Source organism: Rickettsiella massiliensis 20B (assembly GCF_000257395.1).
In the GTDB taxonomy this organism is placed as follows: domain Bacteria; phylum Pseudomonadota; class Gammaproteobacteria; order Diplorickettsiales; family Diplorickettsiaceae; genus Diplorickettsia; species Diplorickettsia massiliensis.
Genome location: NZ_AJGC01000001.1, coordinates 864,843 through 881,048 on the forward strand (window position 1 = coordinate 864,843; position 16,206 = coordinate 881,048).

The following is a 16,206-nucleotide window of genomic DNA, read 5'->3' on the forward strand; positions in this document are numbered from 1 at the left end:
ATTCAAGTTGGATAAAGTGATTGAAGAGTTTACGCATAGGTTTGAATTCCAGTTTTTAATCTACTGATTTTATTCTTGCGACCAAAGACAACGACCGCTTTGTTCTTTTAACTGCTTAAGAATATGGTGATGTGCGTGACACTCTTCCAATGTTGCAGCTAAAATCGGTAGTTCTGTAAACGGGTCAGAAACTTTATTGCTCGTGTGGTCCGTCACTGATTTGGCATAATCCACAGTCAGATCAATCGGGTGCACCCCATCAAATAAACTAGTTTGTCCGCCCGTCATGGCAAGATAAACTCGTGCCAACAACTCAACGTCAATTAACGCACCATGGCGTTCTCGCTTAGAGAGATCAATCGCATAACGTTTACATAGGGCATCCAGACTGTTTCGCTGTCCAGGATGAAGTTGGCGGGCGAGAGGAAGAGTATCTAATACCCGGCAATAATCGGTCATTTTTTTATAGTCTTTCTGACATAGCGCCAATTCTTGATCTAAAAAAGATAAATCAAACGGTGCGTTGTGGATAATCAATTCAGCACCTTCAACAAACGCAATGAAGTCATGCGCAATCATCGGGAAAAGTGGCTTATCTTGCAAAAATTCGGTGGTCAATCCATGAACCGCCAAGGCGCCAGCCTCACTCTCACGCTGAGGATTCACATAGCGATGGAAGTAACGTTCCGTCAAACGACGGTCCACCATCTCGAGGCAACCAATTTCGATAATTCGGTGTCCTTCGTTGACTTCTCGACCGGTCGTTTCGGTATCTAAAATAATTTGGCGCATAACAAGAGCTAAAAAAATAACAGAAAATAAGCGTTAGTTTTTGACAATTTGATATTGTATACAGAATGTTCAGCTAGTATAAAGGACTCAAGCCTGAAAAGTAAGGTTGAGTACCTAGGCATGAGGTACTCAACCTAAATTGATGACATCATGCTGAGGCATGAATTTAAATAACGGAATGACTGATTTCTAAAGAAAATCAGCTGTTTAGCAACTCAGGGGTTATCGAGGAACATAAGACTCTGATCTAACAGGAGAATAAACTTCATCTTGATCAAATTTTGTCTTTTTATACCCGCAAAATAATCCACATGTCCATTTAGAAAGCTTACCCTTGCCCTTATTTTTTTTCTTTTCAAGCGGCGTATCCAAAGATAAGGTACCATGAGAAGCAACTTTCAAAGGTATTGAGTACAGTGAAGACTTTGAAAGGCGCCGCTCTTGTGTAGAAGATAAATCACTTACACCTAAAGCCACATCATTTAATCTTAATTTACATTTTGATTCAGATTGATCTTTATTTGCGTTCATTACTTCCTGATTTTTAGGAGACAAGAAGTAATCATTGAACAATAAAGTACTTTCTGTACTTCCTCCCCTTTTTTCTATAAACAACTGCAAATTTTCTTCTTTAAAACCAAAAAAATTCATCATATCTTTAAAACAATGTATTTTATTAAATGTATCTGCGGGTAATTTTCTTTAATTACGCATATCACACTCAAGTGAAATAAAAAAAGGAAGAAATTTTTCGGCAGACAAAGAAATAGATGCTTGCTCGATAAGTCTATCATCAAACTTTGATCTAAACTGCTGAGTGAAAACTTGCTCCAGTTTCTCTTTAGAGCTATCTAAATTTTTATCTAGCTCTTCTTCAGGTTTATCCAATAAAATCAAATGTCTAGAAAAACTATCTGTTTTTTTATTTTCAGTTCGAAAGTTGTCTTTCAAGTATTCTTCACATTCCGTTTTCAAAGAATCAATACTCGGTTTAATTACTTTCGATTTTAAAGATTCTTTTAAATAGCTTTTTACTTTCTCTCTTGGCTCGAAAAGATATATTTTACGCTCCCATTGATAACTCTCACTATTAAAAATATAATTTAAACGATTATCAAAGGATTTTGTCAATCTTGAGGTCAACTTGAAGCTTAAACTAGAGACTAAATGACTATAAAAGTTAGTCTTTAAATTACGAATACCTACGCTATCTAAAGGTAATGGCAAATATGTGGCTGTTTGCTCATTTAAAGTTAATTTAACTTCATTTTTAATTACCTTATTAACCTGTTCCAACAGGTCAGGAACAAGAATTTCCAACAGGTCAGGGGCAAGAATTTTATTAATATTATCCTCAGTTAAACTCTCTAACCCTTCTATATTTTTTATTTTTGCGTCCAACATTTTTTGGAATGCAGATTCTATTTTTATACTCATATGAGAAACGAGCAAATCGATTAATTTTTCATCTTTCTTTGTAATGATCCGCTTTTCTTTAATAAAATCATTAAATATTGAATGCTCAAATTTAAATTTTTCTAATAAACTTTTCTTTTGATTATCGTCGAGACCAATCATTTTGAAAAATGACACTATGGAATAGGAATCTAAATCTAATTTAAATAATAGATGAACTGCTTCATCACCTAAAACCGTTCCTTTTTTCAAATTATAATCTTTTAAAATATTGATAAAATCAATAAATTTTCTTCTATCTTTTTGAAAAATATCTCGATTATCTTCGAAAACTTTTCGAAGATTTATCTCATCTGTAAAAATAGAAATACCCTTTATTTCAAGACCAAGTTTACTATTCACTTTAGGAATATCATTTAACTTTTCAGCTGGCATAACTAGCACCCTCAATATTATTATTTTTATGTAAATCTTAAGAAGGCAGTTAACCTTCAAAAATGACTAAACCATTTAAACTATTCTTACCTTCTAAGAACTAACTCAGGAGTGAATACTTTGCTATTTTCCTTAGAATACTCTAAATCTTGTTGTTTGTTTTTATTAATCAAATAATCGAATCTATTATTGAAATCATCAAAATAATATTCAGTATCCATTACATTTTCTTTTATTTTATTTAAAGCGCTCAGAAATCGCTGCGCGTTGTTATTTTTTTCAGATTGAGGAGAATCGCTTAATAGGGCTGCTATTTCTTTTTTTGAGGACTCACTCAGAATGCAATTATTATTATCTTCAATATCTAAATCCGTGACAGGGATTTTTTTTTGTTCAGTTAAGCTGTATTCAGATTTTTTTTCTAATTTCTGTTTAGCTAAGTCAGTTATATCTAAAATAAATGATTGGTAGGTATTAAATGCATTTTTAATATTTTTTTGATCATCTATATAAGACGAAGATTGACTGAATAAGATTGATGGAAAAAATTTTTCAAAATTCAAATTCATCTGATCGAGAATTTGTTTTAGGTCATCGTTATTTATATCCTTTGAAAGAAATAAATCATAAATCTCACTTATTATTTTGATATTTTCATTCAATTTTTCTTCGATTTGAGCTGGTAATCTTCTTATAGACTCTGACAATTGAGTGGATGAACATCCATTACTCAGAGTATCGACTTCCTCCCAATCTTGATCGTCAATCTTCGAAATACAAGCAGTTTTTACTAAAAAATTATTTTTTTCGTCGATCTTTCTTTTCTTGATAAGAATCCTTGATTAATAATTAATCCAAAACTGGGCTCTTTTACAGAGACTCCCCACTCAATTTCATCTGCTGTTAAAAGCCGATATGAACCAGGCAATCCACTCGGCATGCATTCTTTCTTTTCCAAAACAAAAATGTGCTTTAGGCGCGCAAAAAAAGAATGGTTATCTGACAAAGAAAGTTGTTTTTTATGTGTACTCTGCGAAGAAGCACTACTGATATTCCTCTTTAAATAAGGGCCGCTCAATAATGAAATAATCTTACTAACTTGATGTGGAATAGAGTCAGGAACTAAATTTTTTCGATTTAAAAATTTAAAAATGGGGTGAAACTTATTACTTATTGACATTTGTAGACTTATTCTCTTTATGCGGATTTAAAATTATAAAATATATTTTTAACAGATATTATATTTTTAAGCAAAATAAGTCAAAGGCTATAAGATAAAGTTTTATTTAATTTGAAATTAGATTTATTAACTATTAATCAGCTTATTATTTTTTAATTGTTGATTTATTGTTTCCTTGTAGTTTAATGACAGTGTCTTTTTTATAATTATTCTTTATAATAAAAACCTGAATAAAATAAATTTCTACTAAAATAATTTAATTGCTTTTAGTTTCATTTTCACTTAAAAATATGGAACGATATTCAAGATATACTTGATTGCAAATATAAAATAAGATAGCTATAGGTTTGCTTCACTTATATAGCAAAACAAAGAAAGGTTTTATGCAGTTTCTGTACCGCCTAGGTAGAGGGGATTATCCTCTACCTAGAGCTAGCAAAATGGCGCGTAGTGAGCTTAATGTTAATAACGTCCTGGGTCGGCATGGAGCTTGGCGCTGTCAAACCGATGTCGTGGAAAAATAACTTATTCACCTTGCTTGGTATTGCCCTGATCGCCAGTGCTGCGGCAAGCCTGAATCATCTTTTAGCTCGGCAACGTGACGCATTAATGCGTCGTACGCAATCACGTCCATTACCACAAAATAAAATTTCCACTCAACACGTGCGCAGCCTTGCTATTATAACGATATTTTTTGGTAGCTTATTACTCTACTTTTTTAGTAATTCATTAACACTTTTACTGAGCTTGCTGAGCTTATTCGGTTATTCGATTTTTTATACTCTTTATTTAAAACACGTTACCGTACAAAACATTGTCATTGGTGGATTAGCGGGCGCCAGTTCACCTTTGCTCGGCTGGACAGCGGTCACTGGACAAATTCAACCCGGTGGCTTGCTATTAACACTCGTTCTTTTTACGTGGACGCCCCCGCATTTTTTGGCATTAGCCCTGGCACGTTATCAAGATTACGTTAAAAGTGAATGACCTATCTTACCGGTAAGATACGGGATCCCTCTCGCTAAACAGCATATTTTACTTTATGTACTGTTATTAAGTACGGTCACTTTACTCCCTTTTAGCATTGGAATGAGTGGTTTTTTTTACCTGATTATTGCACTCATACTCAACAGCGGATTTATTTTAAAAACCACTCAATTAATAAAACAAAAAAAATCATCAATGGGCTATTAAGATATTTCATTATTCAAATTTTTACTTATTGATGTTGTTTATTGGTTTACTGATTGATCACTCATTAACACAGAGTACTGGATATGTTCGATTCTTCTGCTAATAAAAACAGATTATTGTTAATTTTGTCGTTGATTGCACTCCTGTTTGGATCACGTGTGAATACCTGGTATCGAACCCATCAAGCAACGACTCTGTCCTTTTCAGGAATAATGATTCAAAAACCATTAGTGGTACCTGCTTTTGAGCTGCAAGATGAAGCAAAACAACGTTTCACACAAAAAAATTTACATGGCCAATATAATTTTTTATTTTTTGGGTATACCCACTGTCGGGGGATTTGTTCTTTAACGATGATGAAGCTAACCGAGCTTTACAAACAAATCCAAATCAAGAAGCTTCCCATTCCGCGCATTTTATTTATTTCTCTCGATCCTAAGCATGATAAACCCGCTATACTCCGTAACTACGTTCAAGCTTTTCATCCAGCATTCAAAGGTGAGTCAGCAAATGGGTGTTGTTTATATTCGATCTCAAGAAGATAAACAGAATTCACAAGAAGAAATTAATCACATTGGTGCACTTTATCTAGTCAATCCGAAGGGGCAGTTAATCTTGATATTTTCACCGCCTCATAAAAAATCGACTTTATTACAAGACTATCAGCACTTAACGCAAAATTAATTCGTGACAAATCCCCCTATCCTATGTTAAATCCGACTTTTGAGCTTTCAGATAGGGTCTATAATGAATAACAAACGGGTCATGGTCGGATTATCTGGGGGCGTGGATTCATCCGTTGCGGCACTTTTATTGCAACAACAAGGCTATACCGTCGAAGGCTTATTCATGAAAAACTGGGAAGAAGACGATACGGAAACCTATTGTCCCGCCAGTATCGATAGAGCCGATGCCGAAGCCGTGTGTCAACGATTGGATATCCCGCTGCATACAATTAATTTTGCGGCCGAATATTGGGAACGGGTGTTTACTCATTTCTTAAAAGAATATAAAGCCGGTCGCACGCCGAATCCCGATATTTTATGTAATAAAGAAATCAAATTTAAGCTTTTTTTAGACTATGCTTTACATCGTGGCGCCGATTTCATCGCAACCGGTCATTACGCCGGGATAACACATCAAGATACGCACTATTTACTCTCTAAAAGTCGCGATACCAATAAGGATCAAACTTACTTTTTATATACGTTAGGACAAACTCCGCTAAAAAGGACACTGTTTCCGTTAGCGAATCATCTGAAAACTGAAGTGCGCACCTTAGCGAAAGCCGCAGGCTTACCTACCCATGCGAAAAAAGATAGTACAGGAATCTGCTTTATTGGTGAAAGGAAGTTCCGGCAATTCTTAGCTCATTATTTACCGGCCACGCCCGGCCTGATTGAAACACCAACCGGTCAAGTGATCGGTGAGCATCACGGTTTAATGTATTATACCTTGGGGCAACGACAAGGCTTAGGTATCGGTGGCCAAAAAAACGCCTCCGAACAGCCGTGGTATGTGATAGCAAAATACGTCGATCGCAATGTTCTCGTGGTGGCACAGGGGAAAAACCATCCAGCACTGTATGCACACACATTACGTTGTGCGCAGCTCCATTGGGTAACCGGGGAAAAACCAACCTTTCCTTACCGCTGTACCGCGAAAATTCGCTATCGGCAAGAGGAAACGCCCTGCTTCTTGACAGAAGAGAGCGCTGATTCCCTGCAAGTGGTTTTTTCTGAAGCACAATGGGCAATCACTCCTGGACAATCGGTTGTTTTTTATCAAGGACCCTATTGCCTAGGTGGGGGCATCATTCTTTGAGGCGCTTGCACAAGTGATCGCTTTTGTTTAACTTCATTGTAGAATGCTTGATTCTTATTCATTCCGTTTGAGCTTGCATCGCTACCGATTCAACTCAGATACGGTTTCATGGCCCAACGTGTTGGGTTTATTTGAGGTTATATGGTTGAACCGACTCCAACATCCCCACATTTGATCATCGGCTTAGGCCAAACCGGCCTTTCTTGTGCACGCTATTTTAAACGACAAAACGCTCCGTTTATCGTATTAGATACCCGACAACATCCACCGCAACAAGAAACATTTTTACAAGAATTTCCTGGTGTGCCACTTTACCTAGGGCATTTACCGGACTCAATCTTACCGACACTCAAATCACTGGTTGTGAGCCCGGGGGTCCATCGCACAGCACCTTGGTTCACGAACCTGGTTTCAGCAACACAACTGACACCGTATGGCGATATTGAATTATTCGCTCAACAAGCAAACGCACCGATCATTGCTATCACCGGAACGAATGCGAAAGGAACAGTCACGACCTTAGTCGGTGATTTCTTAAGTGCAGCCGGTTATAACGTGGTCGTCTGTGGCAATATTGGTCAGCCCGTATTGGATCAACTCACCCAACCCACGCCGGATTTTTATATTTTAGAAATTTCGAGTTTTCAATTAGAAACAACCGTCTCACTGCGTGCACACGTTGCGACCATTTTAAATATTAGTCCAGATCATTTAGATCGACATCAGAATCTGCATACCTATCAACAAACCAAACAACGTATTTATCAAGGTTGTCAAATTGCAGTTTGGAATCAAGTCGATCCTGCAACCTATCCACAAGCGGAGAATCTTGAAAAATCAGCAATCATTCGCTCTTTTGGTTTTGCAGCGGACGAACAAGAAATTGAGGCTTTCGGACTGCATGCGTTTGATAACAAACACTACCTAACTTACGGCAAAAAACCACTGCTCTGTGTAGACAGTTTATCGATTAAAGGCCAGCATAATTGGCTGAATGCCTTAGCTGCGTTGACGATTGGAAACGCTGTGGGTATTTCCGTTTCAACGATGAGTGATGCACTGCGTGCATTTAAAGGCCTCACCCACCGTTGTCAATGGATCCAAGAAATAAAAGGGGTCGCTTGGTATAATGATTCGAAAGCAACGAATGTTGGCGCAACGTTCGCTGCATTGCAAGGATTAGGGTCCTCGATCAGCGGAAAAATTATTTTAATTGCCGGTGGCTTAGGAAAAAATGCCGACTTTACTTTACTGCGTGACAGTGTGACGCGTTATGTCAAAACGGTGATCCTCTTCGGTCAAGACGCGCCACAGCTAAAGAAAGCATTACAAACCTGTACCGTGCTTCACTCTGCAGCGGATCTACGCAACGCCATGACTCTAGCCAAACAGAATGCCGAACCCGGTGATATTGTATTATTATCACCGGCCCGCGCAAGTTGGGATATGTTTAAAAACTATGAGGAGAGAGGTGATCAATTTATACAAATTGTAGAGGAATTCAGTAAAAATGCCAACTAAAATTTCCCCTAGGCGTGAAACCATGCAAATTTATGACCGCTATTTACTTTTTTCGATGGTCAGTTTATTCAGTTTTGGTTTATTAATGGTTGCTTCCACCTCAATTATGATTTCCGAGCGACATTATGGTCAGCCTTTCCACTTTTTTTTTCATCAATTATTTTATTTGATACTCGGTATCGTGACGGCGGCTCTTTTTTTTCAAATTAAAATTGAATATTGGAAAAAAGCAAGCTTGTCTTTGCTTGTGCTAAGCATCGTTCTACTCATTCTGGTTTTAATTCCAGGGTTAGGACGACATGTAAACGGGAGTATACGCTGGTTAGGCTTTGGTCCGATTGGCCTACAAGTCTCTGAATTTGTTAAATTAGCGATGATTATTTATTTAGCCGGTTATCTTGTCCGTCAAGAAGAAGAAGTGCGCACGCAAATCCGTGGTTTTTTAAAGCCACTGGCTTTATTGGGTATTATTAGTTTTTTACTTTTACTCGAACCTGACTTTGGTGCTACCGCGGTCATTCTGGTCACCAGTTTAGGGATGTTATTTTTAGCTGGTGTTCGAATTTGGCAGTTTGCGCTTTTATTTTGTGGTGTCAGCGGCGCACTGGCTGTTTTAGCGATCAGCTCACCTTATCGTTTGGCGCGTCTGACCACATTTATGAACCCTTGGGCAAATCAATTTGACTCCGGTTATCAACTGACACAATCTTTAATTGCTTTTGGTCGAGGAGGTTGGTTTGGCGTTGGACTCGGTGAGAGTATCCAGAAGTTATTCTACTTACCGGAATCCCATACCGATTTCTTATTTGCCATCTTAGCTGAGGAATTAGGCTTAGTCGGCGGTTTATTAATGATATTTTTATTTTCGGTTTTAGTCTGGCGCGCCTTATGGATTGGTTATCAATGTTTTAAAATACAGCGTTTCTTTTCTGCTTACTTAGCCTACGGCATTGGTATCAATATCGCGTTGCAAGTCATGATTAATCTAGGTGTAAATATGGGGGTTTTACCGACAAAAGGACTCACCCTACCATTAATGAGCTATGGCGGAAGCAGTTTGCTAGTAACGTGTATGATGCTTTCTATATTACTACGGATTGATTATGAGCGTCGTTTAGAAAAAAGAGGAATCCGTAATCCTTAACTAACAAACTCCTTTCCTAAAAAAGAAATCCATTTTTCTGAAACAGAGGATAAGGCCACGATTTAGATTGTGTTTTACGACACTCCCAATTACGTAAATAGTCTTGCGCAACTTTCTCATTCGAAATAAAAAGAATATTTTCAGCATTATGTTTTTGCGCTGAATCAGTAAAATTAAATGATCCAGTAATCACTTCTCGTTGATCAATAATCATAATTTTATTGTGTGCAATAGTCGGTTTGGTATCAATCCATACTGGGACACCTGATTGATGAAGAAAAGAGAGCATACTGTATTTCGATTTAACTTGGCTTTTATCTAAAATAACTTGCACGGATACACCTCGATTTTGTGCAGCAACCAATGCATCGGCGATGGGCTGGCTTGTAAACTGGTAAGCCTCAACTAAAATAGAAGATTGCGCTTGCATCAATTGTGCAGTTAACTTATCGACACAGTTTTGTCCTGGAGTAAAACAGGTCTCGACAGCGAGAGGAGTATTCAGTACTGGTTAGATCATTTTCTGTGTTATCCATACGATCCTTTCCTTTTTATGATGCCGAACCACATTAAATTGTGGTTCGGCAGGATAATTGAATTAAACTATTTTTTATTTAGAAAAATAGTTTAATTCAATGGTATAATTAAAACAAATTATATTGTTACATGCCTTTGTTTGTTTCGTAAACAGGAAAACTTGATCTATTTATTTTCATTATTAATCCTTAGCGTTAAACATTAATTATCTTGTATCTATTAAATAAATTATTATCTTTAATACGTAAACTAACTATCAATTGATTAGAAAATAAAATTACAATAATTATATCTAATTGATCTTATCGTGTAAAAATTTTTTGGGAAACGGAGTTTAATGACTCAACTTATGAAAGAGAAAGTGAAATACATTTATATTATTACGTAGAATAAAGAATAGTCTCGTCGAATAGATTTTTAAACTAAATATTTTGTAAAGACTCAATGAGGTTATTAATTGTTTTTAATCAATCCTTAAGAATCTCTGTGTTAATATCTTATACTATTATTAACCATATTATTTATCTATTATGTTTGAGATTAAAAACTTCAGTCGACTTTTCTTTGTCTTCAAAAATAAAAAACAACCTGTAAATACCTATGAAGATGAAAAAATATTAGCAATCTTCATGGAGTATGAATATAGAAAGAATCATGTAAAAATTAATGATCGCTATATAAAAGCGAGTGAAATAACTGATCATCTTAAAAAACAAGGATATCAGGTTGATTATATTTACACTGCCAAATTTAGCCAAAAAAATACAACGCCTTGGCCAGAAATAGAAAAAAAAGAACCGCTCGTATTATATAAATGGCTTTTAAAACATTTACCTGACGATCCTATCGAAGAAGATCACACGCTTAACGAGAAGATACAACAAGAAGAAAAAGCCAAAATTGATTGCATCAAACAAACTTTAGATTTTTTGTGGGAAAAATCATTTGCAATTGAAGATAACTTAATAAGTTGTCGACCTTCAACAAAAATAAGCGATTTTTTCTCTACCCTTAATGAAAAAGGATATAAAAATGAACATATTAGCAATGTTGAAGCGATCCTACAAAGCAAAACGGTTTTAACGAAAAGCTAAAAAAAGTATTTTAAAAAATCTTAGTTATTCTTCTGGAACTTATTCACTGATCTCATAGCAAAGATAGGTTAATGTAATCTAGTTTTTTCAGTATGCACGCTTATAGTGCATAATGCTTCAACATAAATGCCTTATTTATCTAGCAACGCACAGGACTACGGTGCAATGGCGCGCAGTTTCCATAATCAAACTCTGTTTGACTTGATTGCAACGTATTTGCAGAAGACTGTTTCATTGTAAATAACCCTATCCCTCGGCGATACATTTTCATCTATTTTGATTGAATAACTTCCTTTTTCTCATGATCAATTTTTTCTAATAATTCAGTCATCGATTGCTGAAGAGAATTAAGAAGGGTTAGATAGTCTTTCTTATCTGCATCCGACAAATTCTCGTAAGCGTTTTTACACTCTTCAAGAGCAGTGCAGATCCAACCTAACTGTTTTTCTAAATCTTTATATACGCTTTCTATATCATTAACCCCCTATCCAAATCATGCCATTTAGAAAAAGGAAGTAATATTTTTTAGGTCTTTGCTAAGGGGGCATAATGGACAAAAGAAGATAACAAAGCACTGAAAAGAAAACTCAAACAAACTTCTAGTTCATTACCTTTCGCCTTTTCTCCAAAAATTAGACTGAAATTACTTAGAAAAAACATACTTGTAGACAATAAGAGATAACCTAGATTCACTGGGATTTTCTGCAACCAATTCCCTTTCTCACTCAGTGGTTTTAATAAAGATTGAACCTTGCTATTAATTAGCGCCTGCACCAAACCTTAAACCTAAATCGACTGAAAAATAAATACCCCCTACGGCCATTTCACTCAAGTTAAAAATCATTCCTTTTGTTTTCGACAAAAAAATATTATTGATAAATAATCGCTAGAAAACAGGATAAATTTTTATATAAAAAATATATTATAAAAATAAAATATAACCTAAAAAATAAATTTTATTAACTTAATATCGAAAATGAAAACAAGCGCTATTATTTAAATAGGTAAGGATACTCAGCCCTATCTCTGATAGGGACATTCCCCACATTGTATTAAATAACATTTGCGGGGTAAATCTATTATTTCAAACAAAATAACGTTTAAATCGTTTTTTTTGCTAGGAAAATACCTCCTAACGCAACCAGTAAGCCGGTTATTTGAAGCAACGATAACTTTTCTGCAAAAAAGAACCATCCCGCCATCGCCGCGATCATCGGTTGCACTAACAGGGTGGTCGCAGCAAAAGTCGCTGGCAAATAAGGAAACGCGTACGCGATTAAAATATGTGAAAAAAACGCCAAGCCCAATAAAACGAACCAACCCGTCAGCGACACAGGGAACCAAACTTCTCCGGTTCCCCACATCAATAATGCAAGGAAAAGCATACTCGAAAAACTTGCGATAGCCATGCTCACCACCGCACTAAATATACGGCGCGCACGATTCATCGCTAATAAATAAGCCGTGTAATAAAAGGAGGTAAAAAAAGCCAGCGCATCGCCACGCCATGTGGATTGACCCAATTGCAAATTGGGATGAACTAAAATTGCCACCCCTAAGATCGCTAAAACCAGCCCCCAAACTAATTGGGCCTGAGGACGCTGGCCTAAAACAAGCCATCCCCACAACGCTAAAATAACCGGAGAAAAATTGGCTAACAATGTCGCATTGGCCACTGTTGTATAATGAATTGAGAAGTGCCACGTTGCAAGATCTGCGCCAAACAATACTCCAGCGAACAAAATCCAAGCATAATCACGCCAAGAAATCGGTTGGCTTGTATCGGGCTGTGTCGTTCCTTGATCGATAGAAAATAACGTTAACAAAGGAAATGCCAGCGCTACGCGCCAAAAACCAGTGGCAATAGGCCCCACTTCACTTAAACGAACAAAAATGGGTGCAAACCCAATGGCGACGGCACCCAAGATGAGATAAAACAAAGGAAGTCTATATTGACTTTTCAAGAGAGAAGTCATCTGAGTTTGCATGGATGAATCCTTGTATGGATAATTTTAAAATAATGGTTAAATAGAAATCAAAATATCCTTTAATCTATCAACATTAAGCTGTTTTTTATACCCTAAGCCTCGCCGACACAAGAATTTTTGCGTAAGCATCCGGCCACACCGTTTATAGAGGCTTGCCTTCTCTTTCGTGATAAAAAATACTGGCTCATTTTTCGTTATTATTTTGCACTTAAGTAAGACAGTCTGTCTATTTTTAAAGCACCCCTCAGAAAATTTTCTTTCTAAAAGGCTCAAGTCGCTTAAGAAGAAAAAAGTTTGGACAAGTATAGCGATCCATTTCGTTTGGAAAGCTAACGGCCTAAAGTTCTGCAAAATATAAACTATGCTAGATATAATTACTATGAATGCTCCGCATGAAGCCGGCTTACTCTTGTTTTGTTTTTGTCTCAGTAGTTGCAAGGTCGGGCCTAATTTTCATCCACCGATTCCTCCATCGAGTAAACACTATTTACCGACACCGATTGCCCAGCGAACGATACAAACATCTGGTCATGCCGGCGCTGCGCAATGTTTTTTACCCGACTATGGCTTACCCACCTCCTGGTGGCGATCGTTTCGTTCACCAAAATTAAATCGTCTGGTGTGTCGCGGATTAGCACATAGCCCTACGCTGCAAAAGCGGGATTACGACAAGCCAATCAACAATGGAAAGCGAGTGTGGGTAATTTATTTCCAACACTCACCGCTCAATTTTCAGCAGAAAGAGACTCTAGTTCCAGTTTTTTAGGTTTTAATATTTCCTCTGCCGGCAGGAATAATTCAACAATGATATTTAATGAGTTTAATACTTCTGTCGATATCAATTATGTATTTGACGTGTTTGGTGGTGTGCACCGCGAAATAGAAAACTTACGCGCACAAGTTGATGATCAGTATTTCCAATGGAAAGCCGTGCAGCTTAACCTGATCAGTAAAGAGCAAGAACAACAATGGTCGATCATGAAAAAACAATTTATCTTGGGAGGCGTTTCGGGTGCTGATCTTTTTGCGCAAGAGAATCAAGTTGCACAAACTCGTGCGACACTCTCTCCCTTAGAAAAACAAAAAGCACTTCTTCAACATACTTGTCAATTCTATCCGATGATTTTCCAAGTACTCCCTCTATCCCATTTATTGCTCTCAATGAATTCACCTTACCTAAAAAATTACCTTTACGTCTTCCCTCTCAATTAGTTCGCCATCGTCCAGATGTGCTTACCGCCGAAGCTTTATGGAAAGCCGCTAATGTGCAAGTACGCGTAGCGACTGCTCAGCTTTACCCACAATTTACGTTAACCGGAATGAACGGCCATTCTAGTCCAGTTATCAATCAATTTCTGAGCTCACAATACGCTTTATGGAATTTAGGTGGTTCGCTATTACTAACCGATTTTTAAAGGGGGAAACTTAGGAGCACAATGACGTGCTGCAATCGCCACTTATCATCAAACGGCAGCCGAATACCGTATCGTTGTGCTGCAAGTATTTAAAAATGTCGCCGACAGTTTACGCGCACTTGAAATTGATGCACGCACGCTGCATGCACAAAAACAAGCAAATATGCAGCACGTCAATATTTACTGATTGCACGACAACAATTCCAATTAGGTGACATCAATTATTTAACCCTGTTAGACGCACAACGCCAATATTAACAAGCACGAATTCAGTTAGTCCAAGCCCAAACACAACGCTATGCCGACACTACCACTTTATTTCAAGCGTTAGAAGGAAGATGCATTGGTTAAAAATTTTAAGGGTCACACTTTCTGGCATACCGCTTCCTGGAATCAGTTTAGGCGATGCACTCGATAGTCTTAAAAAACAGGGTAAAAAAACTTTCCCGCCCGATTATTTCGCAGATTACGCGCGCCAATCACGACAATATCAACAAGAGCGCAGCGTATTAATCTTAACCTTTTTTATCGCACTGATCATTATTTTTCTCTGTTTAGCGGCCCAATTCGAAAGCTTTCGTGACCCGCTGATTATTTTGATCGGTGTTCCGATGTCGATTTGCGGGGCTTTAGTATTCATTAGTTTAGGGATAGATGGGCGAGCTTAAATATTTTTACAGAAGTCAGTTTAGTTACATTGATTGGACTGATCAGCAAACATGATATTTTGATCGTTCAATTCGCCAATGATTTACAAAAAACGGGTCACAGCAAACAAGAAGCGATTCAACTAGCAGCTGGTATACGATTACGCCCTATTTTAATGACGACTGCCTGCCGCAACTGTTTTTGGCGTCATTCCACTTATTACTGCAACAGATGCCGGTGCCATGAGCCGTTTTAACATTGGTTTAGTCATCGCCACGGGTATTTCGATCGGTACTTTACACTTTGTTTGTGGTGCCAGCGATCTATTTACTGCTGGCTGGCGACCATTCTTCTTCACCGCCCGTGAAAACAGCAATTTAAAATTAAAATTTCGCTAAGATTGTTTTTTTAATATCACTAAAACTATATTGGCTGGCTGATTTATGATGTGAAGAGGATGCTTTATTTTTTAGCATCGCATCATTGGCTGGCTCAGAAACCGCACGACGATGACGCCAATTTTCGAGGTACTGTTTTGCTAATTCTGCATCATTAATTACTAATAAATTCTCTGCATTACGATATTGAGCCGCTTTTGTGAAGTTAAACGATCCCGTAATAATTTTTTTTTCATCAATTATCATGACTTTGTTATGCGCAATCGCAGGCTTATAATCAATCCATACCGGTATTTTTTGATTTAAGAGAAAACGTGCCGCACTGTATTTTTCACTTTTCTGACTTTTATCGAGAAGCACTTTGATGTCCACGCCGCGTTTTTTTGCCGCAATTAAATGTTTGGCTATCGGCTCAGAAGTAAAGCTATACGCTTGAACTAAAATTGAGTGTTTAGCATGATCTAAGGCTTGAGTAATTTGCGCCGTACAATCTTGTCCTGGAGTAAAACAAACCTGAATATCTGCCTTACTCACAGAACGCGCCGCCGCATACGCGGGCGATAATTGAGAAAAAATAATTAAAAAAAGATAAATTAAACGCATAAAAAATTCCTCTTATT

The 16,206-nt window shown here is 37.1% G+C and carries 22 protein-coding genes; 13 read left to right on the forward strand and 9 right to left on the reverse strand.

The window, feature by feature from the left end:
• Window positions 1-69: 69 nt before the first annotated feature.
• From dnaQ to S3O_RS0105155, 5 genes are all read right to left on the reverse strand, one after another.
• Window positions 70-792: a DNA polymerase III subunit epsilon gene (dnaQ, locus tag S3O_RS0105135; protein WP_010598007.1), complete on the reverse strand. Its 723-nt coding sequence runs from the start codon at window positions 790-792 to the stop codon at window positions 70-72.
• A gap of 222 nt (window positions 793-1,014) precedes the next feature.
• Complete coding sequence (locus S3O_RS0105140) at window positions 1,015-1,443, reverse strand: hypothetical protein (protein WP_010598008.1); 429 nt, start codon at window positions 1,441-1,443, stop codon at window positions 1,015-1,017.
• 51 nt (window positions 1,444-1,494) lie between these two features.
• The gene (locus S3O_RS0105145; RefSeq protein ID WP_010598009.1) at window positions 1,495-2,643 is read right to left on the reverse strand and encodes a hypothetical protein; all 1,149 of its coding nucleotides are present in this window, start codon (window positions 2,641-2,643) and stop codon (window positions 1,495-1,497) included.
• 86 nt (window positions 2,644-2,729) lie between these two features.
• A complete protein-coding gene (locus S3O_RS0105150; RefSeq protein WP_010598010.1) occupies window positions 2,730-3,350 on the reverse strand; it encodes a hypothetical protein in 621 nt (206 codons plus the stop codon).
• Window positions 3,351-3,433: 83 nt separating this feature from the next.
• Window positions 3,434-3,823, reverse strand: coding sequence for a hypothetical protein (locus S3O_RS0105155; RefSeq protein WP_010598011.1), 390 nt, complete (start codon window positions 3,821-3,823; stop codon window positions 3,434-3,436).
• 459 nt (window positions 3,824-4,282) lie between these two features.
• Between S3O_RS0105155 and S3O_RS18855 the strand changes: the two genes are divergently transcribed.
• The 6 genes from S3O_RS18855 to ftsW all read left to right on the forward strand — a co-directional run bounded on the left by S3O_RS18855 (window position 4,283) and on the right by ftsW (window position 9,506).
• Window positions 4,283-4,810, forward strand: a complete 528-nt coding sequence (locus tag S3O_RS18855) for a protoheme IX farnesyltransferase (RefSeq protein ID WP_010598012.1) — start codon at window positions 4,283-4,285, stop codon at window positions 4,808-4,810.
• Window positions 4,811-5,100: 290 nt separating this feature from the next.
• A complete protein-coding gene (locus S3O_RS15450) occupies window positions 5,101-5,562 on the forward strand; it encodes an SCO family protein (protein WP_010598013.1) in 462 nt (153 codons plus the stop codon).
• Window positions 5,528-5,701, forward strand: a complete 174-nt coding sequence (locus tag S3O_RS17245) for a thioredoxin domain-containing protein (RefSeq protein ID WP_010598014.1) — start codon at window positions 5,528-5,530, stop codon at window positions 5,699-5,701. The genes S3O_RS15450 and S3O_RS17245 overlap by 35 nt, the downstream gene beginning before the upstream one ends.
• A gap of 63 nt (window positions 5,702-5,764) precedes the next feature.
• The gene (gene mnmA, locus S3O_RS0105175) at window positions 5,765-6,841 is read left to right on the forward strand and encodes a tRNA 2-thiouridine(34) synthase MnmA (protein WP_029463665.1); all 1,077 of its coding nucleotides are present in this window, start codon (window positions 5,765-5,767) and stop codon (window positions 6,839-6,841) included.
• A gap of 141 nt (window positions 6,842-6,982) precedes the next feature.
• Window positions 6,983-8,362: a UDP-N-acetylmuramoyl-L-alanine--D-glutamate ligase gene (gene murD / locus S3O_RS0105180; protein WP_010598016.1), complete on the forward strand. Its 1,380-nt coding sequence runs from the start codon at window positions 6,983-6,985 to the stop codon at window positions 8,360-8,362.
• Complete coding sequence (ftsW, locus tag S3O_RS0105185) at window positions 8,352-9,506, forward strand: putative lipid II flippase FtsW (RefSeq protein ID WP_010598017.1); 1,155 nt, start codon at window positions 8,352-8,354, stop codon at window positions 9,504-9,506. The genes murD and ftsW overlap by 11 nt, the downstream gene beginning before the upstream one ends.
• A gap of 16 nt (window positions 9,507-9,522) precedes the next feature.
• On the opposite strand, the gene S3O_RS13925 is transcribed toward ftsW, so the two are convergent.
• Window positions 9,523-9,936: a phospholipase D family nuclease gene (locus S3O_RS13925; RefSeq protein WP_010598018.1), complete on the reverse strand. Its 414-nt coding sequence runs from the start codon at window positions 9,934-9,936 to the stop codon at window positions 9,523-9,525.
• Between the two features lie 637 nt (window positions 9,937-10,573).
• Between S3O_RS13925 and S3O_RS0105195 the strand changes: the two genes are divergently transcribed.
• On the forward strand, window positions 10,574-11,137 hold the full coding sequence (locus S3O_RS0105195; RefSeq protein ID WP_010598019.1) for a hypothetical protein: 564 nt from the start codon (window positions 10,574-10,576) through the stop codon (window positions 11,135-11,137).
• 525 nt (window positions 11,138-11,662) lie between these two features.
• On the opposite strand, the gene S3O_RS0105205 is transcribed toward S3O_RS0105195, so the two are convergent.
• Both S3O_RS0105205 and S3O_RS0105210 read right to left on the reverse strand, forming a co-directional pair.
• A complete protein-coding gene (locus S3O_RS0105205; RefSeq protein ID WP_010598020.1) occupies window positions 11,663-11,911 on the reverse strand; it encodes a hypothetical protein in 249 nt (82 codons plus the stop codon).
• Window positions 11,912-12,237: 326 nt separating this feature from the next.
• Window positions 12,238-13,125 carry a DMT family transporter gene (locus S3O_RS0105210; RefSeq protein WP_010598021.1) on the reverse strand — a complete coding sequence of 296 codons (888 nt, stop codon included), beginning with the start codon at window positions 13,123-13,125 and terminating at the stop codon, window positions 12,238-12,240.
• A gap of 379 nt (window positions 13,126-13,504) precedes the next feature.
• Between S3O_RS0105210 and S3O_RS15455 the strand changes: the two genes are divergently transcribed.
• From S3O_RS15455 to S3O_RS20420, 6 genes are all read left to right on the forward strand, one after another.
• Window positions 13,505-13,891, forward strand: a complete 387-nt coding sequence (locus S3O_RS15455) for an outer membrane efflux protein (RefSeq protein WP_010598023.1) — start codon at window positions 13,505-13,507, stop codon at window positions 13,889-13,891.
• 38 nt (window positions 13,892-13,929) lie between these two features.
• On the forward strand, window positions 13,930-14,337 hold the full coding sequence (locus tag S3O_RS17760; RefSeq protein WP_010598024.1) for an outer membrane factor lipoprotein domain-containing protein: 408 nt from the start codon (window positions 13,930-13,932) through the stop codon (window positions 14,335-14,337).
• A 17-nt stretch (window positions 14,338-14,354) separates the two neighbouring features.
• Window positions 14,355-14,540, forward strand: a complete 186-nt coding sequence (locus tag S3O_RS17765; RefSeq protein ID WP_010598025.1) for a hypothetical protein — start codon at window positions 14,355-14,357, stop codon at window positions 14,538-14,540.
• Between the two features lie 338 nt (window positions 14,541-14,878).
• Window positions 14,879-15,208, forward strand: coding sequence for an efflux RND transporter permease subunit (locus tag S3O_RS20410; protein ID WP_010598027.1), 330 nt, complete (start codon window positions 14,879-14,881; stop codon window positions 15,206-15,208).
• A gap of 29 nt (window positions 15,209-15,237) precedes the next feature.
• On the forward strand, window positions 15,238-15,444 hold the full coding sequence (locus tag S3O_RS20415; RefSeq protein ID WP_408005647.1) for an efflux RND transporter permease subunit: 207 nt from the start codon (window positions 15,238-15,240) through the stop codon (window positions 15,442-15,444).
• Entirely contained in the window at window positions 15,431-15,586 is a 156-nt protein-coding gene (locus S3O_RS20420) for a hypothetical protein (RefSeq protein ID WP_010598028.1), read from the forward strand. Before S3O_RS20415 ends, S3O_RS20420 begins: the two co-directional genes overlap by 14 nt.
• Here the strand turns inward: S3O_RS20420 and S3O_RS0105250 are convergent.
• Window positions 15,572-16,189: a phospholipase D family nuclease gene (locus S3O_RS0105250; protein WP_010598029.1), complete on the reverse strand. Its 618-nt coding sequence runs from the start codon at window positions 16,187-16,189 to the stop codon at window positions 15,572-15,574. The genes S3O_RS20420 and S3O_RS0105250 overlap by 15 nt on opposite strands.
• Window positions 16,190-16,206: the final 17 nt, after the last annotated feature.